A 23,725-nucleotide genomic window follows, 5' to 3' on the forward strand; every position below is an offset into this window, starting at 1 on the left:
TTTGAAATTATGGCAACAATAGATAAAAAAATGAAAATGATGACCCTTGATCAAATGAAGGACAAGGACATTGGAAAAGTTGGAACACCCGAAAGGGACAAATACGAATTTGATTTGCGAATGGAAGTCCTTGGGGATATGATAAAGTCTGTTCGAAAAGAACGGAATTTAACCCAAGAACAACTTGGAGAATTAATCGGAGTTCAAAAATCCCAGATCTCTAAATTGGAACGAAATACTAAAAACGTAACTATCGAAACAATTTTAAAAGTATTCAGTGCATTGAAGGCAAACGTTAGGTTTAGCGTGGAAATGAACGAATCGGAGTTTAAGGTAGTATAAGCACTACTGGCAAAATTGTATAAAAACAATGCTCAAACCTGTTTCAATTCGAAACTCCGTGCTCGCTTGCTCAGCGGATTGTCCTGCGGACAATCACGCACGCCAGTTCGCACAGTTTTTATTAGCCAATAGCTAAAAAAAAATGAAAGTCAAAGAAGCAAATATTCGAGAAATGGCAGAACTCCTTCTGTGCGGACAACTTTGTTTTCTAAATACTATGACAGGTGATTTTGAATATCATCCGGCAGAAATGGACTTTTTTGTGGATGAGGAAAATCCCTGGCAAGATGTAATTGATAAACTCGAGAATAATTGGGGCGATTACATTCGAATCGAACCAATGCATTCCACGCAATCTTACGCTGTAATGGAATCTTTTGCCGACCAGCTCGAAGCGGACGGATTTGAAAAAAAATTACTTGCTGCTTTAAACCGACCGAAACCTTTTAGGAATTTCAATTATCTGATCCACGAATCGGATTTCAGGCAGGAATGGTTTGACTACCGACAAGAAAGAAATGTTGAATGGGTAAGAGAACAAATATCTGACCGCGTGGACGAGTAAAAAAGCCATCGGCTAACATTATATAAAAACAATGCTAAATCTGTCTCAATTCGAAACTCTGTACTTATTAGGTAACATCAGGGAAAAAGAGCAAATTTTCGGATATTTAATAATAAAATTCAAAGAAAATGGCAACAGTAGATAATATACGTAACGGATTGATTGACTTTTTAGTAGCACTTAATAAACTAATTTCTTCGGGTTCTTCAAAATCAGAAATAGTCGAATTGACTAGAGCAAAAAATAATGTTGGAAATGAGTGAACAAGTTATCAAAAATGGAAAACTGATTTCTCAAGAAGCTGGGGATAAAAGGAATCTGGAATGGCTTAACGCAATGTAATTTGGACACGAATAGCCGACATTCAATTCGCAGGATTTTAGAATATAGGGTTAAGAGAAATAAATCAAAGACTTATTCAAAGAAACTAGTAAAACTAGTCTCTGAAAGAACAAAACAAATTGCCGATAGACCATTGATTTATAAAGCTGTAATCGGTAAGTAACAATGCGCAGAAAATGGTAAATAAGAGTGCACAGTTTTTGGCAACAAGAGTGCACAGGTTATGTAAATATAATCTGTTATTTTTTCTGTTCAAAAAAAGTTTTTCTATTCTCCATTCTGTAGCTTTTTCCAGAGAGATTCATCACGTCGCATCGGTAGAGTAATCTGTCCAGTAAAGCCGTAGCTAGAACTTCATCATCCAGCATTTTAGCCCAGTCCGCAGCCATTTTATTGGTGGTTATAATAAAGCAGGTGCTTTCATATAATTGATTGATAAAATTAAATAATGCTACTGCCTGGCTTTTCTCCACCGGAAAGAGCATAATATCATCAATAACAATGAGATCGGCCTTTGAGAGTCGCTTGTAATCTGCTGTGGCAGTTCGGGTCATATCTCTCATTTTCAGCATATTTACTATATCTTCCATCGTTCTAAAATAAGCCTTGTATCCTTTGTCAATGGCATCGCTGCAAAGACCGGAAGCAAGTAAAGTTTTGCCTACACCCGATGGCCCCATCAGCATAATATTATAACCCTGGTCCAGCCAGTTTAGCTCCCTGAGCTGATTCAAGCGGGTCTCTGAGATGCCATTATTGAAGGTGTGATCATAGTGATCCAGGTTGCTGTGAAGGGGTAATCTGGCTACTTTTCGTCTTCTTTTTACCTCATTTTGGTAGCGGTGTGTGGCCTCTGCTTCCAATAGGTGTAAGGTGAACTCCATAAAACCAAAGGCTTTATCCTCGGCTTCTTTTACCAGTACTTCCAGGTTGTTGCCAATACCAGCAGTTCTAAATTTTCGGCAGTAATCAGTGATCTGTTCTTTTGTTTCCATATGATTGTTTTTATTAAAATAAATCCCCTGGAGAAGCCTTTTCTCCAGGGGAGATTAGGTTTATGATTTTTTAAGAATATGCTCAAAATCTTCTATGGAGCTTTTTTGCGGCTGGATGTTAGCTTTGTCCGGGATTTCACCGCTTAGTGGATTAAGCCTAACGATCTTTGTTTCCTTTTTTGGAAATTGCTCGGTGGAAGCCAAAATACTTTTGAAGTCTGCCGCGCTAACGATCTTATGGAATAAACAATACTCCATCGACTTGTTCAGATAAGCCGAAGCTGTCTGTAGTGCTGCTTGTCTTATCATAATCAGCTGATCCCTGATGTACCGGGGTTTGTCAGCTTTGATCATCTCAAGCCACTCTCGAGCCTTTTCAGGATGTTCGAACAAAGCAGCGACTTCCGCTATCATTTCCCCAATGGCAGCGCTCTTGTCTCTTTTATGATCCGTATTAGCTACTTTATTCCCTCTGCCTACAGGAATTTTGTGGCGGCAGATTTGCTCTTCTCCCAGAGCATCAGTGATGACAAGGAAAGCATCATCTTCCACACGTACAGCCACCAGGGTCTCTTTTCCTTTATAGGTGCCAAGGGGCAGGGAGTAAAAATTACCTTTGTAAGAGATGACATTATCTTTCCTGACGGTGTAGGTAGCAATTGTTGTTACTGGACCAACATGGGCGTTATATGGCTTTAAAAAGGAGCGTTCAATAGTAAACTCTGCCCAGGGCTCTTTTTGGGTTGTCCCGTGGGGCAGGCTGTTAGCAGTGCGTCCCAGCCATCCCAGTACTTCATCATTAAGGGTTTCGATATTGTGATAGGTACGGTTGTAAAGAAAGTTTTGCTTTACATACTTCACCACATTTTCTACCTTACCCTTGCTCTGGGGGTCTGCCTTTCGGCAAAAGTAAAGAGCAAAACATTGGGCTCTGGTATACCCCCGGAAGGCATTGGTTAGGATATATCTCCTCCGTTTTCACTTACTACAAAGACCTTATCCTGGTCATAAACAATCTCATCCGGGATACCTCCTAAATATTCAAAGGCCTTCTCGTGGGCTTCTATGGCCAACTCTGAGGTAAAGTATCGATCCGTAAACCAAACATATTTAAAACGGGAACGAGACAACACTATCGTAAAGAAGAAGACTTTTACCCGGGTACCGGTGGTCGTTCTCATATTGTATTCTCCAAAGTCTACCTGTGCTTGTTTTCCATAAGGAGTTTCTTCAAGCTGCTGGAACTGTCTCTCCGTTTTAACTATGGGTAACTGATGTTTCTTTCGGACCCAGGATACAAAATTAAAGACTGTCTTCTGGGATACTACCGGAAAATCAGGATGATTCTCCTTGAGCCAGTCATGCATCTGTGCTGCAGGGGTGTTTCTAAATTCTTCAAGACGCTGCCTGACAAAATCCTCAAAGGGAAGTAGTTTCTTCTCTCGATTGGTTTGTTTAATCAGGAATTCTTCATATTCCGCTTCGCTCATCGACAGGTATTTGGATACCGTACGTCTGTTGAGCACTAAGAATTCGCTGATCTTGCTGATGGAATACCCGTCACGGTGCATTCGGTGGATTTCAAAATAAGTCATAAATTTGGCTAAATACACATTCATAAAATTGCTGGTTTTGGTGAACTAGCAATATTAGCTTTTAGACCTTTTGGGGCATGCCCCAAAAGGTCTTTTACTTGTGCATTCTTGTTGCCATTTTCTGTGTATTCTTATTTACCGAAAACTGTGCAGATTTAATTTCCGATCACAAAAGCAACTGATTTAAAAGATGTGAGGGTTTCATTGATGGGTAATTTCAGCATTTACTATAAAGTAATAAATTCACAGAGGGGTCAGTATGCTCCGGAATAATTTTGCTGGTCAGCCATTTTTTTTAATTTATAAGGGGGTCAGCATCCGCCGGAATGACAGATTACCTAAAAGGTGGGCTATAGAGGGGTCAGCTTAGTCCAGCCTTAATGCAAACAAAGACGGTTAATCGCCAATAGACAGCAGCGTTTAAAAGAACATAATTATAAGTTTTAAAGTTAAAGTTATATTAAAGGTGTCAAATTCGGTTACACCAGAATTATGATCTTTCTTAAACATCAATAATAGTAGGGTTTAGCTATTTTCGGATAGTTCCTCTTCCTCCGCCAATTACACTACAAATGGAAGTAAAAAGCCCCAAAACTCACTGTTTTGGGGCTTTTTCATTTTCAGGGGCATACTTTTATTCATTCCTTCAACTTTATAATAAAACATTTGATTCAAAGTATTTTTTAAGCTGTTTCAAGGATCAAGCCTAATTGTTTCAAACCTCCTTTTTATTTTTGAGAGTTGCTTTGACTATCTAGGAGTTTATTATCTTTAAAAAAGAAAATGAGTAAATTATCTGTAAAGCAAGCTCTCCTTGATTTATTGTTGTCGATGTTCATCTTCCAAAAGTCGCTAAAAATTATCCTGAGTTTAAGGATCTAATTCATTTCATCATAAACCATAAATCGATAGTTAGCGATGATATTGCTTACCCTAGTATTGGGGAAGCTGCCGAAGCTACAAATATCGATTATAACAAAATTTTAAAGCATACAAACTCTAATAATATATTAATAAATCACGGTCTTGTAGAGGACCAAAAAGCTTTATATATTCTTGGTGTGTAAATATAGGGTTATCCCCCATATCTTTATAGGTAAGAATTGACTTACATTTATACTAGAAATTTTATCGAAAAGTAGTCACCCCACTTCACTATTTTTAGCTCCTAAAATTTTGCTCAAACTTGAGTACAATAGTTCTTTTTAGAGAACTGTGTATCTATATTATTAACCATTCTTAAATATTTTTTAATTAAAAAACTTTAGAGTTATGAAAAATTTAAAACATTATTTTGCCGGTATCGCTGTTTTTGCGATGCTTTTTACATCCTGCAGTCAAGATGAAACTACTTCTGGTGAGCCCAAAACTGGCGATGAGGTAGCTACTATTTCTATAGGAGCACTGTTAAATGATTTTATAAGGAACCAGGAAATATCAAAACAGAGTGTACCTGAATGTTCTGAAGACGCACCGATGTATGCCAGAGTAATACTTACTCATGAACTGGGAGAAGAAGATGTAGTGGTTCCTATTAATTTTGATGGTACTACCTATTTTACCGATTATGATGAGGAGTTAGCAATTCCAATCCCTGCAGGACAAACAACCACAGCCGTAAGCCTAACTGATTTCTGGGTATATGCTGAAGAGCCGGGTGAAAGCACCCTGCCTATTTGGGTTTCGCCCACCGTAGGAAGTGAATATGCCAATTTTGTAAATCATGCATTACCACTAAATTTCGATTTACGCGCAGGTTCTAAAAAATATGTAGATGTAGAAGTTCTATGTTTTGATGACCGTGATGTAAACTTATATGGTTATCAGTTCTTTGACCTGGTACCTGTACCACTTATGAAATTCAGTTTATTTGGAAACTTCTGTCTCTCAGAAGATGGTAGACATTATGTTGCAGGTTATACAGTAAACGTATGGAAAGGCTCTGATTCGTCTGGAGATTTACTTTATACTGAATCAAATGCGGTAGTAGAAGATGCCTCTACAGGAGACTACTATTCAGATCCATTAAGTTTCTGGTTGCCGGATACAGCGGCCATAGATACTTACTATTTTGAGATTACTTTAGATAATACCAATGAATATAGTTCAGACGATGCAGGTCAGGTAATTCTTTCAGGACCAATCACCGATGATGAAATCAAAATGTTCTACAATGGTGATGATGCCACAATGGAGTATTACCACTTTAGCTACGGCTGTGGAAGCGATAACCCGCCACCATTTGATGATCCAAGAGTTGAAGCTAAACGTTATAAAGCCTGTCTGAAAAATTTAGGTGATGCCAATGCTGTTGGATTTGCATACCTGAAATTAGAAGGAAACCAATTAACGGCTACTACAGCAGCTACCGAACTTACTGCCGGAGATGTTCCACAACATATTCATGAAAATGCATCTTGTGAAAATTATGGACCAGCAATTTGGACTCTGGATTATGCTGGAGATGTTTGGCCAGAAGCCGATGCATCAGGAAACTTATTCTATACCAGAACCTTTACCTTAACCAATGCAGAGGTAACTGCTGCTAATATTGAAAATAGAACAGTGGTATTTCACGAGCCTGATATGACGCCCGTTGCTTGTGGAGAATTCGATGAGTATTAGAAATAATTAAAAGGTGTCCCAATTATGGGATACCTTATTTTTTATTCCAAAACATAAATTTGATCTTGAATACCGGTAGGGAAAAAGATCAAATTACAGGAGTATATAGTACGCAGTTTAATCGCGAATTTAACGATTCATAGAGGATTAATTATCCTTAATGATTACATAAGTGGTACTAAAAACTCCAATAAAAAGCAGGAAACTTCGTTTTCTGCTTTTTTTTATGATCTCACCTGATCGAATAATCGTTATGGAAGAAATTCAATGTATGACACATTTTTAGTACTAATTTTTATTGTGCAAATTCAATACTTTCCTTGCTTTTATTGAATGATCCTCTAAAGAGTTAAATCAGTTCATTATAAACCATAAATTTTAGGTTGATGATGATATAGCTTACCCTTGTGGACCGAAGCGGCAGAAGTTACGAACATCGATTGTAACAAAAGCAGAAATCAAACTAGCAAGATATATGGCCTTAGGTTTTCTTTAATTGTCAGCCATATAAAGATGTTATTTCGTTAAGGTATTAAGCTTTTTATTCAAAGAAAACAGTTCTCGTTTTAAAAGGTCAACAGATTCTTCTAATTCCTTGATTTTTCCGGTGGAAACAATTTGATGATGAGGAACCAGGTTACTGCTTATTTTACCAAGCACTACCATGAGCTGTTTAATATCAACTTTTTTTACTTTATGCAACCCTTTTTCCTGGGGATTATCACTTTCTACCAATAAGTAATCCGGGTTATCATCTAACCGCAGCCTCTTGATAATAGTTTTGTTTTTTGTGATTATAAGTACAATGGCACCATCAATAACTTTATCTATTTTCTGTTTCTGGCAAACCACAATATCATTTGGCAAAAGTGTGGGAGACATGCATTCGCCTTCCACTTCAAAAAGGTTTTGGTCCAAAGTTGGGTTGAACCCGGGGATGCGGTACCAATCATACTCATCATAATAGTGATTTTCTTCAAAATTTTTTAAAAATCCTGCGTGGGCCGTATCTTTTACCAATGGGATAAAACCATTGTTCGGGGAAATCTTAATTATTGATTTCTCACCTTTAAGGATAAAATCGGTAGTTACATTATAGAGTTTGCTTAAATTAACAATATGGCTTATCGCGATACGATTTCGGGAATTTTCGATTAGGGAATAGGCAGCCTGAGAGATATAAAGTCTTTTGGCCACGTAATCTTGTGATAACTTGTTTTTTTTTCGTAACTCTTTAATTCTTTTTCCTATCGGGGCAACATTTTCCATACTTAAAAAGTGATTTTTAGGGTTGAATTATATTAAATTATAATTAATTATTATATTAAATTAATAATTAAAGTTAATGGAGTGTTAATTTAATGTGATAGCTAATTATCTTTAGAAGTGGTTACATTTTATTACTAATCATCGTAATATATTAAGACTTGAATTTAAACTTACTTTTACTTACGAATCCTTCAACTTTTTATATTTGGAATTTTTTATAAACGAAAATTCAGCCCGAGAGATAACAAGCTTTTTTTTGGTTACCTAATCACGTCATTTATTTTCGGAACTTTTTAATTCATTTACTATTGCGGCGGCACCTCTTTTCATTCTAAAAATAGATTTTTATTTTTTTATGATTAATAATAATAAAAATGAAAATAAATTGGTTAAACGGTTGTTAAATTTTTTCTATGTTGCTTATTTCGTAGAGATCTGGTTACATTCAATCATTGCTATTAACCAACCTAAATATTTAAAACTTGATTTACTTTACCTTTTACCTACGAATCCTCCGGCTTTACATAACAAATTCGAATTTGTTAGAACATTACAGTTCTCTTTTGGGCAGAGCTGAAAACACAGGTGAGGTTTTAGAGAATGACAGCATCTCTATACGAAAGGGTTTGCGTGAAACAATAAAACTTGAGTTAATGGAATGTATAGATGGATCTTATTTTGCAAATAAGAAGTGCCCTCTTAACCAGGCCAGTATTTCTTGTTTACTATCTTTTGTATGGATTGACACTTTTCTTCAGCATCTTTTTTTCATCGCTCCCAGTGAATGGGATAAATGTTATAAATGTGAATTAGAGAATGTTAGCCAGTATCATGATTTATTATATACCGAAAACCTTCCGCGCAACATAAACGAACTGCTGCTTGTGCAGAAAGCAAAAATTGAGAACTATTTGATTGAAGATTTATGATGGGCTGTTAACGATTGGGGCATTAACAGTCAATCAAAAACCTCGAAGTATTCTTCGAGGTTTTTTTATCTATAAATCTCAAAATTTAAAATCTTGTTTGGCAATTGATTAAACTCAGGCATTTACTCCTTTAGCGATTCGTAATAGTACTAAGAATTTTTTCTAAGTGAATATGCAACTTGAGATAAAAAGTTTTTCGGAGCTCTTTAATTCTTTCTACTATTGCGGCAATTTTTTTCTTTAAAAGTTTCGATATATTTTATATAATTCAAGTTATCAAAATTTAGGAATGATCATTTTTTATAATTTATGATAATAAAAATAAAAGCACCTTAGTTAAACGTGTGTTAATTTGTTTTTACTGATGATTATCTTGTAAGAATGTGGTTACATTCAATTATTATTATTATTAACCAACTTAAAATATTATAACTTGATTTATTTTGCCTTTTACTAGATCGGCTTATTTCCATAGCTTTTTAGAAAAAAAGACTTACATTATAATAGAATTTTATCGAAAAGTAGTCACCCCACTTCACATGCTTTTCAGCACACCAAAGAGTAAAATAGTTCTTTTTACAAAGTCGAATATGGATTATTAACCATTTTCAACTATAACAATTTAGAGTTATGAAAAATTTAAAATATTATTTTGCTGAGATCGCTGTGGCAAAATTTCGGATTCTGTTATTAGGCCTATCGATAGGATGCTATTTAATAAGCTTTTTATGCTTAACCTATCTTGATACTCTCTTTAATTCTTATAAATTCTTTTTAGTCGGTTCAATTTTTTTAACCTTGTATTTCATTCAATACTTTCTACAATACCAAATACAGGCTGGTGAAAATTCTTTTTAATCAGATTAGTCAAGATTAGAGGACACGGAATTTATGGAAAATATTGAAAACAGATTAGATTAACTATAAATTATTAATTAACAGTGCATTATCTTGGTAAAGCAGAGAAAAATTTTTAGATTAAAGTAGAAATTGATCTTAAGTACCGGTAGGCTAGGGAAAAAGATCAAATTTCAGGAGTAAACAGTACGCAGTTTAATCGCGAATTTAACGATTCATAGAGGTTTGAATTATCCTTAATGATTACATAAGTGGTACTAAAAACTCCAATAAAAAGCAGGAAACTTCGTTTTCTGCTTTTTTTATATGAACGGGGAAATAACGGATCAAGCCTAAATATGTGTTTCCTGCCTGTGGAATAGGCTACCAGGACCACAAGAAGAACTATTTTTCTTTTTTTTCTTTCGATCCTTTTTCTTAAAATTTATTAATAAAATATACTAATTTTAACAGTTTTAATCCCTCATTGAGGGTTTAATTCCCCAAGGCCTGCCCGAATCATTCAGGCGGGCTTGCCTAGAAATTATAAAATAGTTTTCCAATTCATACCTCGTGGGCTTGCCCCGAGGTACTTGATTAAAATTATTATATTGAAGAAACCTACTATTTAACCAATTCATATGAAAAAAGCAGCCAAAATATTAAAACTCCGGAAGGAGAAGATCCTGAATACCTGGGAGAAGTCCGTGAAGGAAGAAACAAGAGCTTCAAATTTTACTAGCAGGATTGCCCTAAGGGATCACTTACCCCATTTGTTGGATGACATTAATAAAATAATGCATCGCTTAGAAAATTTTCTGGTAATCAGGGATAAAGAGCATTTTGAAGAAGTCTATGAGCATTGTGTTCAGCATGGATGTCAAAGATCTTCTTCCTCTGGCTATACAGTAGACCAAGTCCTACGGGAATATATAGTTTTCCATCGCATAATAACTGAAACTTTGATGGAAGAAGATGCTTACACAACAGAAGTAGGAACCGTGCTGAAATATACTCTTGAGAATGCAATGCTGTTTTCAGTTAGTGCTTTCAGTAATTCCCTACAAGAGAAGCGACAAAAATTGATAGCGATTCTTGCTCATGATTTGCGTAATCCTATTTCAACCGCATATATGGCAATAAGCTCTATAGAGCATGATCAGGAAAAGGAGCAACTTGAGGTAATAAAGAAGATGGCTAAAAGCAGTCTAAATAGATCTCTTGATCTAATTGAGGGACTGCTAGATTCTATAACGATCCAGGCAGGAGAGGGAATATTTATGGGTTTTTCTGAAATTAATCTTGTGGAGAGTGTTACATCTATCTATCAGGAGGCTTCGCAGATTTACTCCAATGAGATCAGATTAGAATGTGGTAAGGAGAAGATTATAGGGGTGTTTGATGAAATGATGGTTAGAAGAGTCCTCGAAAACTTTATAAGCAATGCAGTAAAATATGGAGAAGGGAACAAACCGGTTTCCATATTGGTAGAAAATTTCCAGAAGTCGGTTTCTATTCGTGTTCACAACTATGGAAAACCGATCCCTGAAGAAAAACAAAAAGAAATTTTTAAATTCTTGAACACTACCAATGGTAATAATGCCGGGGAATTGAGAAGTTACGGAATGGGACTTGCTTTAATTAGAGCAGTCGCAGATGCACATGGTGGCAGTCTCGAGATTAAGAGTAACGAAAAAGAAGGAACTACCTTTTCAATAACTTTGAATAAAGCTAAAAATATTCCCGGGAAGAAACGAGTTGCCTTAAATTTCTCTTACGACAATCTTTAGCTCTATCGAACCTGATTAATACTCTCTTTAATCGTTTGGTATTATTCATGTTTTTCTCCATTTCTACCAAGCAAAATCATAAAAGAGATAATTAATGTGCTTCCTGTTTTGGAAAACAAAAATCAAAATAATATCTCAATTCACACACAATTTTTGAGAATGATCCAATTTGGATCAAGACCAATTGTTTTCTAAGCAAAAATGGTAGTTAATCTGTACAAAAAGAATTCTACATTAATCCTCTAAACGCTTTTATTTTTGTATTGAAGGATTTTACTGATGCGTTTGTACTTTTATCAATAAAGTTGAGTATGGACCTGTAGTTTAAGGTTAGGGTGTTGACAATGATATTGAAAAAATGATGTGGCTGAAGTCACATAAATTGCAGAATGCCCTATTATCTCCAGAAAATGCTGTAAGGATCTCTTCAAAAGACTTTAGAAAAGCATTTTTAATCCCTTATTGAGGTTTCACCAGAAAACAAGAAGCCAGGGTAAGAAAATAGGCAGTTGCAGCCAGTAACATCAGCACTGAAAATCCTACTTCTATGGCCAGTATGGTCGCCAGCGAAGCACTAACCACTGAAAGGCAACCATTGATACCCCAGGCCCAGGGAACAGCTTCTTCATTCCTTTGGGAAAGAAACTGCAACCCCAACGGGAAAGGCATTCCCATTAAAAAGGAAGGAAGCCCTATGAGTACCAGGGAAAACAGGATTTTTCCCCAAATTGAAAACCCCATACCCATCTGCAACAGCCATTGCAAGCTCCCGGCATACACCAGCAAGAGCAAAACAATGAACAGCATAATTTTTCGAATGCCTGCAATTGATAGTTTTAAGCCTGAAGACAACCAGCTTCCAAGTCCGGATAGGAGCAACATTCCACTTATTACAGCCGCTACCGAATATACCGGATGACCCAAATAAAGAACAAACCGCTGGATCAACACTATTTCCACGAACATAAAACCCATACCCAGTCCGGAAAAATATATTAGGGTGAATCCTTTGTTCTTAATATTCTTTTTCAGCCGGAACAGGGGAAGGAGAATTAGCACAAAAGCCAGTAATAGCGACTGTATAAAAGTGACCCCCACAATGAGGTAACCCAGCTCAATAAAGGAAGCAGACTGATTCCCGAAGATTTCCTGCAAATGAGGTAAACTTTTTAATCGCAGGAATTGTGAAAAATAGGGTTTGTCGTCGGTGGCAGGACGCAGGTGAAAATCGTAGTTTTCATAAATGCTTTCCCTGTTGCCGGAAATAATGGAATCGGTAAGGCTGAACAGTACCTGGTCTTCCAGCATATTATACTGGTTTCGCTCTTCCGAAGTGATTCCCGGGAGCAACATAGGGTCAAAATACAAATGATCGCAAAAATCGCGGACAGCCTGTACTTCTGCCTGAGTAAAAGCTGTTCTTTTTACCAGGAAGGTGAGGGTATTCCAGCTTCTTACGCTTACCAGATGCTGTTCCGGGTGAGAAATGCCTTTTTCGGCAAGGGTTTCAGAAATGGTGGCGGCAATCTTCAGGGGATTTCGGTAAGGATAATCCAGCCATACGGTTATTTCAAAGAATCCGTCGGTTTCCAGCCGATCATAAATTAGGGAAAAGGCCCTGGTGGTGAGGAGATATTCTTCCTGCAGGGCTCCCAAACCGGCGGTTCCTCCAAAAGCGCCAATAGGCGGGAGACTAATAAGATCATAGGATTTTTCAGTTTGGGCGAGAAAAGACCGGGAATCCTGCTGGTACAAAGTTACAGCGTCATCACTGGCAAGTTTCGTTTGATTTTCCGCAAAACCGGTGACCAGCCGGTGGGATTCTACATGATCTATTTCAGCAGCACCTTTTAAGGAGGCATATTGGGTCCGCACTCCGGTGCCGGCATCCAGGACCAGCACTTTTTTATGCGTTGCCAGCTCCCAGGCAACGGCTGAAGTAGTATAATCAAGGATCCTGCTGTCCCCGGGAGATTTCAATACCGCACCGGCCCATTCCCCGTTGCTGAACACCGCATCGATCACCGGCACCTCCCCGGTAAAGGAAAGGCTTAAGCCGGGGGCATAGCGCAGCACCGGAGAAGTGATATATTGCACCCAGCCGTGCGGACTGTTAGCCGATTTTTCTATACGTGCTTTCGGGAGATCCAGGGTTTGACTCAAACTTTTGTATTGCGAAAGCCGTAAAGGTGTTGGAGAAGAAAATGTAAGAAGTATCAATATAACGGCTGTTATCCCTACAGAAATCATCCATATTCGTTTTCTGTGGTGGGGAATAATCAGCAAGGCAGAAAGCAAGGATAAAAATCCGGTGATGTAAGGGATCTGCGTTGGTGAAGCCGCCCAAAACAGGATAATAGCCGCCAGCCCTCCCAATCCTGAACCCGCCAGATTACTGAAATAAAGTTTCCCGATCCTGTTGGTATATTTAACGAAAACCAGTCCAATTGCAAGGGCACAAAAAAAGAACGGAATAAAAAAGAGCAGTTCATAAAGTAACAATTGCCATAACTGACTTCGCTCCACGAATAATAGATAGGTATCAAACCGGGCAAAAGGCTGTCCCGAAAGCCAGAGGATAAGCGGCATGAAGATACCGGTTAGCACCATGAACAATGGCAATAAATAGCCGATTCTGCTTAGTAAGTATTTCCTAAAGAGTGCAATAAAAGTGCCTGCAGCACCAAACCCCAGCAGGGCGATTGCAATTACCATATAGGCAAAATGATACCACTGCACAATGGACAGGTATTGCATCAGACTCAATTGGTAGGCAACCATAGACAGCGAAAGCAGGGCAATGGAAAACAACAACCGGTTGAAAGAGGAAGGGAATCTCATTAGTTACGGGTAAAGGGAACAAACCGGACCGGAAGGAGATTGCGGGTTTTCCGTTTTCCGTCTTTTTGCTTTTCTACCAGCATAAGTTGTTGAGTGGTAAAAGGGGCACCCACGGGAATAACCATTTTTCCACCTTCTTTTAATTGTTTTATAAGCGGCGGAGGGATAAATTCTGAAGCTGCGGTAACAATTATTGCATCAAAAGGAGCGTGCTCCTCCCATCCAAAATAGCCATCACCTTCTTTTGCGTGAATATTGGGGTATCCCATTTCCTCCAATCGACTTTTGGCGGTTTTGGCCAATTCTTCAACGATCTCAATGGTATAAACCTCATCCACAATTTCAGCAAGCACCGCCGCCTGATATCCAGATCCGGTTCCGATTTCCAATACTTTCATTCCAGCAGTGGGCTTGATAACTTCTGTCATATACCCAACCATATAGGGCTGGGAGATAGTTTGCCCAAAACCTATGGGCAACGGGCGGTCCTCATACGCATATTGCACCTGTGCTGGCGGTACCAACCGGTGGCGCTCAACACTGCGCATGGCGTTCAGGGTGGGTTCATGGGAAATTCCCCTCGCTTCCAATTGAGCGGTCACCATCTGTTGACGATCTCTGTGATATTTATCCTGATCAGCCGGAGCTATCAAAAAAAGCAATAAAGCTGAAATTAAAAGTGTTAACTTCATGGTCCTGTACTTTGTTCATATTCAATTAAATATAAGAAAAAAGAGTGGGGTATTTGGGGTAGGGGTATTGAAAATACCAGCGATTCTTCAATCTGACCGATGACGGGAAAACAATTTTTTTCGGTTTTAGGGCTTTTCATTTTTTATATTATCAAACTAAATCATTTAAAAAATAAAATGGGCCGATTGTTTGGCAGGTGATCTATCTGAGCCATCCAACCTAATCATTTTTTAATGCATTTGCAGTCCAATGACATTAGTCATTCTTTTTACCAGAAGAAGAATCTAATTTTATAAAGCCCCAGATCTACAAAGTGCGCTATCTGCCCACTTAATTTTAATTTTTTTGAAAAATGATTTAATCGACTATTCTAAGGATTTTAACATGCAAAAGAGAGCGGAAAAAATTGCGGAGGTCAATAATCATTTCGGTAAGGATTGGTTTTTTAGAGGAAAGGAATATGTAGGCGAATTCGTCTACGGCGGAATTGATGGTGCTATAACAACTTTTGCGATAGTCGCCGGTGCAGAAGGTGCAAATTTGGGAATTACAGTAGTGGTTATCCTGGGATTAACCAATTTAATTGCAGATGGATTTTCCATGTCTGTCGGAAATTTTTTTTCCGTTAAATCTGAGCGGGATAATTTTGAAAAACATAAACAAATTGAATATTGGGAGATTGATAACCTTAGAGATCAGGAGATAGATGAAATTAGGGAAATTTATAAGGATAAGGGTTTTTCGGGTAAACTCCTGGAAGATGTGGTAAAGGTAATAACAAGTGATAAAAAAGTCTGGGTAGACACGATGATGAAAGAAGAACTGGAAATGGTAAAGGGTTCGAAAACACCCTATAAAACTGCGGCTGTGACTTTTTTTAGTTTTATTATAGTAGGATCTGTGCCATTGTTATCTTATTTTTTTACCGGAGTAGATTTCTTAAAATTGGAATCCAGCCTATTTCTAAATTCCTGTATTTTAACCGCCATAGCTTTATCAATTGTAGGCGGATTTAAAAGTTATGCTACCCAAAAGAATATTTTAAAAGGTATACTGGAAACTGTTTTTCTTGGAGGAAGTGCGGCAATTATTGCCTTTTATGCGGGTACACTACTCGAAAGCCTTTTTGTTAGCTAGGTGTTTTTCATCCCTCATTGAGAGTTTAATTCCCCGAGGCCTGCCCGAATCATTCAGGCCGGCTTGCCTCGAAATTATAAAATAGTATTCCAATTCATACCTCGTGGACTTGCTCCGAGGTTCTTGATTAAAAAAGAGCTTTTTCTCAGGCACAGGAAACCCAGTTTCCTATTCAGCCTAAAGCCTGGAGTATTGGTGGCAGTGGTTCTTTACCATAAGTGAGGATAGAGAATACGAAACATCATCTAATAGAAAAGATTTAGGTTTTATTCTTAGGCCAAGTGTTGCATTAGCTATAGGTGAAAACCTAATGCCTGGAATGGGTCTTAGTTATTTCTATAATAAAAACAGTTTTTTTTGGCCCGATTTAGGCAAAGTGGAATTGAAGGCAGAGGGCATAGGGATCTCTCCATCTATCAGGAAATATTTTGATTTAAATAATCAGTTTGGTTTTCACCTTACCGTCGAACTGGGTTATCAACGTAGCTGGCTTACCAATTATACAGATGCCGGGGAAGATTTCATCAGTAAGGCATACAGTGCATCAATACGCCTCGGTATAACTTATCTATTACCAGTCAGATAGCATTAGAATCTCACAAACCGGGGGGTATCTTTTTTTCCCACTTCTCCAGGAGGGAAGAGAATAACGAATCTGTTTACAAGAGTAACAGGCTTAGGGCTTCTCTTGAACTAACCGATATTACTTTGGAATCATTTTCTTCTTTTAAACTCATAAAACATTCGTTCAAAAATCGAGAATTAAGGGTTTTCCCCAGTACCAAAACTGCTTTTATAGTCTTAAATTAAAGTTGAACTTTTTTGGGGAAAGAACAAGTTGAAATATGGTAAAAAACTACTTTTAAAGATTTTAAAGAGACCTGGATTGCCTAAAAAACCGAATTCTAATTTTCGGGCGTATGGGTAATTAAAAAAATCAGCTTCGTCTTGAGGTTTTAATTTAGACTACCACATCTTATAGCCATTTCCTTAGTTAAGGTTCTATGTTTAACCTTTAATCTTTGTGCTATGAACCCTTTCTTTATTTTTATCGAAAATTACAAAACAGCTACTTCGGGATTTCATTTCCTTGCTAAACTATTTATTCTGCTCATTCTGGCGTGGATTTTTATCGCGGCAATTTTCGCAGTACTGGGGACGCTAAACCTGTTGTTTTAAGATTTGGCCTATATAATTATTACTATGTGGTTTTAACCACAAGGATTAATTATGCGTGGGCATAACAAAGCTAAATACAGTTTCTTTATCTGTAGAGGTTACATTAATATTGCCTTCGTGGGCTAAAGCAATTTGTGAAGCGATGTAAAGTCCGAGGCCTAAACCTTTCTGAGGTTCATCTCCTTCCAACCTGTAAAAAGGTTCAAACAATTTTTCTCTTACCTGCTTGGGAATTTTAATTCCTTTGTTGGTGATTTCCAGCCTAAATTCTCCATTTATACAAGCAGCCCGGAGTTCTATAGGCTTACCAGGAGAACCATGAGTTACCGCATTTCCTAAAAGATTAGCACATAATTGGGCAATTCTATCGGGATCACAGTTTACGGGATTTTTTATTTCAATATTAGATTTGATTTCCTGATCGGGAGTGGTAGTCTTTACTTCATTAATTACCTGTTCCAGTGTATTCTCCAATTTTTTGAAATCCTTTGTTTTCCTCAGTTTAATACCTTCTCCTAAACGGCCTCGCGCGAAATCCAGGAGATTATCTATTAAACCTTCCATTCTAATGCTGGTCGATTTTATAAGGGCAGCATTGCGTTTCACAATATCTTCTTTGCTGAACTTCATTAGAATCTCTGCACTCATTCGCGTAGTAGCGATAGGGTTTTTAAGATCGTGACCTAAAATGCCTATAAATTGCTCTCGTAATTCGGCTATGTGTTTTTCTTCAGTAAGCTTTGCTTCGGCCTTATCTTTTTCTTCAATAACCTCCAGGTGAAAACCTAGTAATTCTGCATAGAGTTGAAACATCCCCCTAATTTCTTCAGTATCTATTTTAGCTGCTTTCTTATCGATAGCACAAATAGTTCCGAAGAAACTGCCGTCTTTTTTATATAAGGGGACAGAAATATAACTCAAAAATCCATACATCTCAGGTATTGGATGCTTCGCATAAGTTGTATTGGTGGCTACATTATCAATAAAAACCGGCTGGTCCTGCTGACGTACCTGGCTACATATAGTAGTTTCTACCGGGAGTTCATCACCGGGTTTTATTCCAAAAGAAATTTGATCTTTGCTGGCACAGGCAATCCATTTATCTTCAGTAACACGTGCAATAGCAGCAAAACCCATCCCGGTGTTTTGACAAATTATATTTAATAATTTAGAAACGATTGGGATTTTATTAATGTTCGCAATGTCTACTGTGTAATTCTTATGTGGAGTTGGATTCTTAATAGGTATAGGTTTTTGAATGTAAAAAGTCTATAAAATTAGTGAATTTTACTGAATTTAGACAGCTTGTATAGAAAAAGAAATACGTTATACATCAACTTTCTAACTACTCATTATCAAAAAAATGCGGTTTAAATCATAAGTGAGAATTTCACCTACATTGCTCATTAATTTTAGGGTATAATTAAATGCAAGCTTGTACCTAAACCATCTATAAATCCTAAAATTAATTGTTATGAAAACATTAGCTGTTATTTTGATCCTTATGGGCTTGAGCATTAGTAGCCAGGCTCAGGGAATTACTGAACTGGAAGAAACCAAAATTGGATTTTCCCCAATTATTCTCACCGAAACCGATAATCCCGATGAATATCGATACGAAGTGAACGATGGTTTCGCCAAAGATTTCACGAAAAATCCTATGGGTTTTATTGAGTCTTATTTTGATATTACTAGCTTTATAGAACAAGTGAAAGATAAAGACTACGATACTTATCTGGTGCGCTTTTCTTCCGATAAAGGTTTTCTTGAAGCCAATTATTCCAAAGACGGAGAGTTAAATCGAACCCGGCAACTTTTTAATGATTTCCTATTGCCATTAGCGGTAAGAAATGAATTATGGAGGCAAACCGAAGGTTGGAGTATGGTAAAGAATACGTACAAAGCCAAGGGAAAGAGAGACCTGCTGGAAAAAGAACTATATCGAATTAAAGTTGTGAAAAATGGTAAGTCTAAGATCATAAAAATTGATCCTAAGAAAATCGGGGAAGAACGTGTTGCGGGAATGTAATTTCTTTAAATCTAAAAAAGAATGTCTGTAAGGTATAAGCTTCGATTCCAATGAAGCTCCCTAAAAACTTTACAGGCATTTTCTTATGCCCTTTACTTCTATTAAAGGATCATTTACTTCAAAAAGTAAATGACTTACTGCATAATTAAGGGGGTTCATCCATCTCAGATCGCTTGTTTTCAATTGTTTGTGTGTGAAAAGTATATTCAACAAGAAAAAATAGTTCTAAATTAGATGGGTGAATCTCAAATGTAACAATTATGAAAGCACTTGTGGTAGACGACGAAGAACTTGCTCGAAGAAGAGTGCTTAACTTATTGGCTGAAGTGAATGAAATTGAAGTCCTGGGAGAGTGTTCTAATGGGAAATCTGCAATTTCGCAAATCAATAAGCTCAAACCTGAGCTTGTTTTCCTTGATATTAGTATGAAAGATATGAATGGTTTTGAAGTTTTACAGAAACTTAATGTAAACCCAAAACCGGTGGTTGTTTTCGTGACGGCCTACGATAATTATGCGATTAAAGCTTTTGATGTAGATGCTTTTGATTTTTTGCTAAAACCATTCAGGGACGAGCGTTTTTTTAAAACTATAAAAAAGGTGCTAAACATTTCGCATCGGGAAGCTCAGGATAATTTTGAGAAACGTCTGCAAACTTTATTTGAAGTTTATAGTAAAGACCAGGAAACTTCAAATATCTCTTTAAAGCTACCGGTTAGACAGGGAAATAAAACTGTTTTACTAAAACCTGAAGATATTTATTACATCTGCGCTTCGGGATATTATGCTGAAATTTTTACTGAAAATAAGAAATACGTGCTGCGGGAATCATTAAACAATCTGGATGATTTTTTTAAAAATCACGCATTTTTCAGAATTCATCGTTCGGCTATCATCAATCTAAATCATATCAAAGAAATTGTTCATTCAAACTATTCTGAAGTAGACGTTAGGATGAAGGATAATAAATTATTGCACATCAGTAAATCCAATAAAAAAGAATTGTTTGATAAACTCGGAATTTAAAACCCAAGCGATGAGCCTTTCAGCCTTAAAGAATAAATATATAGATGTAAAGCTTATTTTGCTTTTAGCAGCTTTTTATACTCTTTTCAATCTAGTATATATTGGCAAACTGGCATATATGCGTGTCTTTGTTTATAAGGAAATAATGGAATCCTGGCACGACATTATTTTTCACAATTTGCTTATAGACTGGATTATCGTAGTAACTTATATGACTCTAATTGCTATTAGTACAAAGCGTTTACTGAATAAAAATTATTCCTGGACCAGGATTTTTTTACTGCATACTTTGTTGTCAATCTTAATAGGTTTTGTAATTCGGTTTTTTTTCGATTTACACGGAATCCTGCTGGGCCGAATGAATTTTGCCGATTATAGTGTAAAAGCCAGCATAGACCGAATGATTTTCGTGATAGACCTTAATTTCCTCATCTATTTTGCGATGATTTTTATCATCTATACGTATTATTACCTGAAACAGGTTAAAGAAGCTGAAAAGCAAAAAACGCAGCTGGAATCTCAACTTACCAACACCCGTATGAAAATGTTATCATCTCAACTTCAGCCCCATTTTTTGTTTAATACGCTTAATTCAATTTCGGTTTTGGTAGAATTGGATGCTAAAAAAGCCCAGGATACTATTGCCGATCTTAGCGATTTACTTCGGGAGATTTTATATAGTGGCGAAAATTATAAGGTGAGTTTAAGAAAGGAACTACGAATGCTGGATTATTATCTAAATATTCTCACACTGAGGTTTTCAGATCATTTAAAGGTTGAAAAAAATATAGATGAAAGTCTATTAGATCATGTAGTACCATCTCTCATTTTACAGCCCATTATTGAGAATTCGGTAAAGCACGGTTATTCCTACCATAACATACATCTCAAAATCGAAATTAATATTTTCAAAGAGAAAAATTATTTAGTGCTAAGTGTTTATAATAATGGAAAATCACTCACCGAAAAACAGGAAGCTTTATTAAATAAAGGTGTTGGAATTTCTAATATTCGCGATCGTTTATTTACTTTTTATGGTGAAAAAGCCCAATTTAAAATTCGTAATATAGAGGCTGGAGTGGAAACTCTTATAAAGATTCCCTTTTCCAAAACCTGATTATAGACTTAAGCGTTCCCCGTTTTTACCGGCAGATTCATAGATCTTTTCAAGTATTACAATGTCTTTTAAACCGTCTTCTCCGGGAACCATCACTTTTTTATCCTTAATAATCGCCAGGGCATCATCATCCATTTGCACGGCCTGCTGATTTTTCCCAAATGGAGGTAAAATAGTACCATCACTGGCTTTTCCTTTTACTCCGGAATAGGATTGAAATGGCCTTAAATAATACCATCCATCTTCACAATCTATTTCAAGGTTATTCATACTTTCCCCAAAACTGGTTCTGCAATCGGCAGTAATTCCATTTGGAAATTCAAGATTAAAAATAGTGGTTTCATCAACTTCGGTAAATATTTCAGGTCGGTTGGTAGTATGGGTAGCACTTACAGAAATTGGTTCTAAACCGGTGGTATATCTCGCAGCATTTAAAGGATATACGCCCATGTCATACATAGCTCCGCCACCCATTTCTTTGTTCAATTTCCAGGGATTCATTGGGTCGCCGTAATACCCTGATTCAGCTTTTAGACTTTTCATCTTACCAAAAGGTTTGGTTTCTGCCCATTTCATTATGGTTTGGGTATTTTCTTCGTGTTGCATCCGGTAACCAATAGAAAGCTTTACCCCGTTTTTATTGCAGGCCTCAATCATCTGCCGGCATTCCTCGGCAGTTTTAGCCATTGGTTTTTCGCACCAAACGTGTTTCCCTGTGTTTGCTGCTTTAATCGCATATTCGGCGTGTAAACCGGTAGGTAAAACAATATAGATCACATCTATCTCATCGTTGTTGGCAATGTCATCCATATTATCATAATTATAGACATTTTGATCTTTTATGCCGTATTTCTTTTGCCAAACAGGGATTTTTTCAGGGCTTCCTGTTACAATGCCTCTCAGCTCACAATAATCGGTTTCCTGCAGTGCAGGAGCTAATTGGCCGGTGCTGTAATTACCCAATCCTACCAGGGCTACCCCCAGTTTCTCTTTATTCGGAAGCAAAAAATTGGGGATTGGTAATGTACTGGCGGCAATAAATAATCCTGATTTTTTAATGAATGTCCTGCGATCTTGCATATTTATGTTTTTTGGCTGAACCCAAAAGTTACTCAAGCTTTCTTAAAATCAGCCTTCAAATTTCATTTTTAACTATTTTTTAAAAGCTGATACCTACTGCTTAGGCTGAATTTTATTAACTTAAAAATAAATCAAAACAACAGCTCCTATACATTTTTACTATTTTTTTGAATTTAGATCCATTAAGGAATTAGGAACTTATTTCCGATTTAAAGGAATTATTACTGAAGTTTTGATTTAGTGGCCTATCGAAAATTTATTGCGAAATTTGAAGTGAAGTCACCGGAAATTTTTTGGCTGTCTGAACTTAACGTATTTTTCTTTTCAGTTAAATTAAAGTAGCGAGTTCCTAAAATTTAGGTGTCGAACAATAATTTAAATAAAGTTTCGTAAGCCTAGATTATTTTGGTTCGTTTTTTCATCAATGGAAAAAATGAACAACAAGAATAATTAAAATATAATTAGAAATAAAACCAAAATTATTATGAAAAAAATACTCTTTTTAACCGGAGATTTTGCTGAAGATTACGAAACTATGGTTCCTTACCAAATGCTGGTAATGTTGGGCTACACCGTACATACTGTTTGCCCCGATAAGAAAAAAGGCGATAAAATTAAAACCGCCATTCACGATTTTGAAGGAGACCAGACTTACACCGAAAAACCCGGACACTTATTTGAGCTCAATTATTCATTTGACGATGTAAATGTAGAAGACTATGCAGGTTTTGTAATGGCCGGCGGCCGTGCCCCGGAATATCTTAGGTTGAATAAAAAAGTAATTGAAATTACTAAACATTTCTTTGAAAAGGATAAGCCGGTAGCTTCTATTTGCCATGCTATTCAAATTCTTACGGTTGCAAAGGTTTTGGAAGGAAGAACGCTTACTGCTTACCCAACCATAGGCCCGGAAATAGAACTGGTAGGAGGGACGTACAAAGAGGTAAATCCAACTGAAGCGGTTGTAGATGGTAATTTGGTGACTTCACCAGCCTGGCCAGGTCATTCAGCTTTTATCAGGGAGTTTGTAAAGCTTCTGGGAGCAAAAATTGAAATTTAACAGAGGTTTTTAAAGGACTTTATAATTTTTAGTTACTCCCCCCTTATTTTAAAGGAGATGGCCGTAGGCTGGAGGGGTTTCTGTTGGAATTTTCTACTATTTTTTTCGGGTTCAACCACCCTTTTCTTCAGCAAAGCTGAATTCATTGAGGCATTCTGAAAAGTTTTAAAAGTTGTCATCCTGAACTTGTTTCAGGGTCTAATAAGTTGATAATTGATTCATGTTAGAAGCTGAAACAAGTTCAGCCTGACGATTTAGACTTTTCAGATAACTTC

At 36.9% G+C, this 23,725-nt stretch carries 19 protein-coding genes; 11 read left to right on the plus strand and 8 right to left on the minus strand.

The genetic code is table 11. The features are described 5' to 3' along the window. The first annotated feature begins 9 nt into the window (after positions 1-9). The 3 genes from LB467_RS12775 (at position 10) to LB467_RS19200 (ending at position 1,170) form a co-directional block, all read left to right on the plus strand. Positions 10-342 carry a helix-turn-helix domain-containing protein gene (locus tag LB467_RS12775; RefSeq protein ID WP_224474432.1) on the plus strand — a complete coding sequence of 111 codons (333 nt, stop codon included), beginning with the start codon at positions 10-12 and terminating at the stop codon, positions 340-342. Positions 343-484: 142 nt separating this feature from the next. Beyond that, positions 485-907, plus strand: coding sequence for a UPF0158 family protein (locus tag LB467_RS12780; RefSeq protein ID WP_224474433.1), 423 nt, complete (start codon positions 485-487; stop codon positions 905-907). Positions 908-1,035: 128 nt separating this feature from the next. Further along, a complete protein-coding gene (locus LB467_RS19200; protein WP_262901630.1) occupies positions 1,036-1,170 on the plus strand; it encodes a hypothetical protein in 135 nt (44 codons plus the stop codon). 318 nt (positions 1,171-1,488) lie between these two features. Here the strand turns inward: LB467_RS19200 and istB are convergent, their stop codons facing one another. From istB to LB467_RS12795, 3 genes are all read right to left on the minus strand, one after another. Then, complete coding sequence (gene istB / locus LB467_RS12785) at positions 1,489-2,244, minus strand: IS21-like element helper ATPase IstB (RefSeq protein ID WP_224474434.1); 756 nt, start codon at positions 2,242-2,244, stop codon at positions 1,489-1,491. A gap of 60 nt (positions 2,245-2,304) precedes the next feature. Beyond that, positions 2,305-3,105, minus strand: coding sequence for a hypothetical protein (locus LB467_RS12790; protein WP_224474435.1), 801 nt, complete (start codon positions 3,103-3,105; stop codon positions 2,305-2,307). 95 nt (positions 3,106-3,200) lie between these two features. Next, positions 3,201-3,863, minus strand: a complete 663-nt coding sequence (locus LB467_RS12795) for a DDE-type integrase/transposase/recombinase (protein ID WP_224474436.1) — start codon at positions 3,861-3,863, stop codon at positions 3,201-3,203. 1,248 nt (positions 3,864-5,111) lie between these two features. Between LB467_RS12795 and LB467_RS12800 the strand changes: the two genes are divergently transcribed. Beyond that, positions 5,112-6,464 (plus strand): hypothetical protein, encoded by a 1,353-nt coding sequence (locus LB467_RS12800; RefSeq protein WP_224474437.1) that lies wholly within the window; start codon positions 5,112-5,114, stop codon positions 6,462-6,464. Positions 6,465-6,980: 516 nt separating this feature from the next. Here the strand turns inward: LB467_RS12800 and LB467_RS12805 are convergent. After that, positions 6,981-7,733 (minus strand): XRE family transcriptional regulator, encoded by a 753-nt coding sequence (locus LB467_RS12805; protein ID WP_224474438.1) that lies wholly within the window; start codon positions 7,731-7,733, stop codon positions 6,981-6,983. Positions 7,734-8,272: 539 nt separating this feature from the next. Between LB467_RS12805 and LB467_RS12810 the strand changes: the two genes are divergently transcribed. After that, positions 8,273-8,662, plus strand: a complete 390-nt coding sequence (locus tag LB467_RS12810; protein WP_224474439.1) for a hypothetical protein — start codon at positions 8,273-8,275, stop codon at positions 8,660-8,662. A gap of 1,478 nt (positions 8,663-10,140) precedes the next feature. Beyond that, positions 10,141-11,289 (plus strand): sensor histidine kinase, encoded by a 1,149-nt coding sequence (locus tag LB467_RS12815; RefSeq protein ID WP_224474440.1) that lies wholly within the window; start codon positions 10,141-10,143, stop codon positions 11,287-11,289. A 459-nt stretch (positions 11,290-11,748) separates the two neighbouring features. On the opposite strand, the gene LB467_RS12820 is transcribed toward LB467_RS12815, so the two are convergent. Further along, positions 11,749-14,130, minus strand: coding sequence for a spermidine synthase family protein (locus LB467_RS12820; RefSeq protein WP_224474441.1), 2,382 nt, complete (start codon positions 14,128-14,130; stop codon positions 11,749-11,751). Next, positions 14,130-14,822, minus strand: a complete 693-nt coding sequence (locus tag LB467_RS12825) for a protein-L-isoaspartate(D-aspartate) O-methyltransferase (protein WP_224474442.1) — start codon at positions 14,820-14,822, stop codon at positions 14,130-14,132. The genes LB467_RS12820 and LB467_RS12825 overlap by 1 nt, the downstream gene beginning before the upstream one ends. Before the next feature lie 385 nt (positions 14,823-15,207). On the opposite strand from LB467_RS12825, the gene LB467_RS12830 reads away from it, so the two are divergent. Further along, positions 15,208-15,960, plus strand: a complete 753-nt coding sequence (locus LB467_RS12830) for a VIT1/CCC1 transporter family protein (RefSeq protein ID WP_224474443.1) — start codon at positions 15,208-15,210, stop codon at positions 15,958-15,960. A 1,224-nt stretch (positions 15,961-17,184) separates the two neighbouring features. Here LB467_RS12830 and LB467_RS19325 read toward each other — a convergent pair. After that, complete coding sequence (locus LB467_RS19325) at positions 17,185-18,399, minus strand: GAF domain-containing sensor histidine kinase (RefSeq protein ID WP_317196370.1); 1,215 nt, start codon at positions 18,397-18,399, stop codon at positions 17,185-17,187. Between the two features lie 214 nt (positions 18,400-18,613). On the opposite strand from LB467_RS19325, the gene LB467_RS12840 reads away from it, so the two are divergent. From LB467_RS12840 to LB467_RS12850, 3 genes are all read left to right on the plus strand, one after another. Beyond that, complete coding sequence (locus LB467_RS12840; protein ID WP_224474444.1) at positions 18,614-19,168, plus strand: hypothetical protein; 555 nt, start codon at positions 18,614-18,616, stop codon at positions 19,166-19,168. A gap of 260 nt (positions 19,169-19,428) precedes the next feature. Continuing rightward, complete coding sequence (locus LB467_RS12845) at positions 19,429-20,193, plus strand: LytR/AlgR family response regulator transcription factor (RefSeq protein WP_224474445.1); 765 nt, start codon at positions 19,429-19,431, stop codon at positions 20,191-20,193. Between the two features lie 10 nt (positions 20,194-20,203). Beyond that, the gene (locus tag LB467_RS12850) at positions 20,204-21,310 is read left to right on the plus strand and encodes a sensor histidine kinase (protein WP_224474446.1); all 1,107 of its coding nucleotides are present in this window, start codon (positions 20,204-20,206) and stop codon (positions 21,308-21,310) included. Here the strand turns inward: LB467_RS12850 and LB467_RS12855 are convergent, their stop codons facing one another. Then, positions 21,311-22,390, minus strand: a complete 1,080-nt coding sequence (locus LB467_RS12855; protein WP_224474447.1) for a Gfo/Idh/MocA family protein — start codon at positions 22,388-22,390, stop codon at positions 21,311-21,313. A gap of 484 nt (positions 22,391-22,874) precedes the next feature. Here LB467_RS12855 and LB467_RS12860 point away from each other — a divergent pair, with 484 nt between their 5' ends. After that, the gene (locus LB467_RS12860; RefSeq protein ID WP_224474448.1) at positions 22,875-23,450 is read left to right on the plus strand and encodes a DJ-1/PfpI family protein; all 576 of its coding nucleotides are present in this window, start codon (positions 22,875-22,877) and stop codon (positions 23,448-23,450) included. Positions 23,451-23,725 lie beyond the last annotated feature (275 nt).

The organism is Salegentibacter tibetensis (assembly GCF_020164485.1).
Taxonomy (GTDB): domain Bacteria; phylum Bacteroidota; class Bacteroidia; order Flavobacteriales; family Flavobacteriaceae; genus Salegentibacter; species Salegentibacter tibetensis.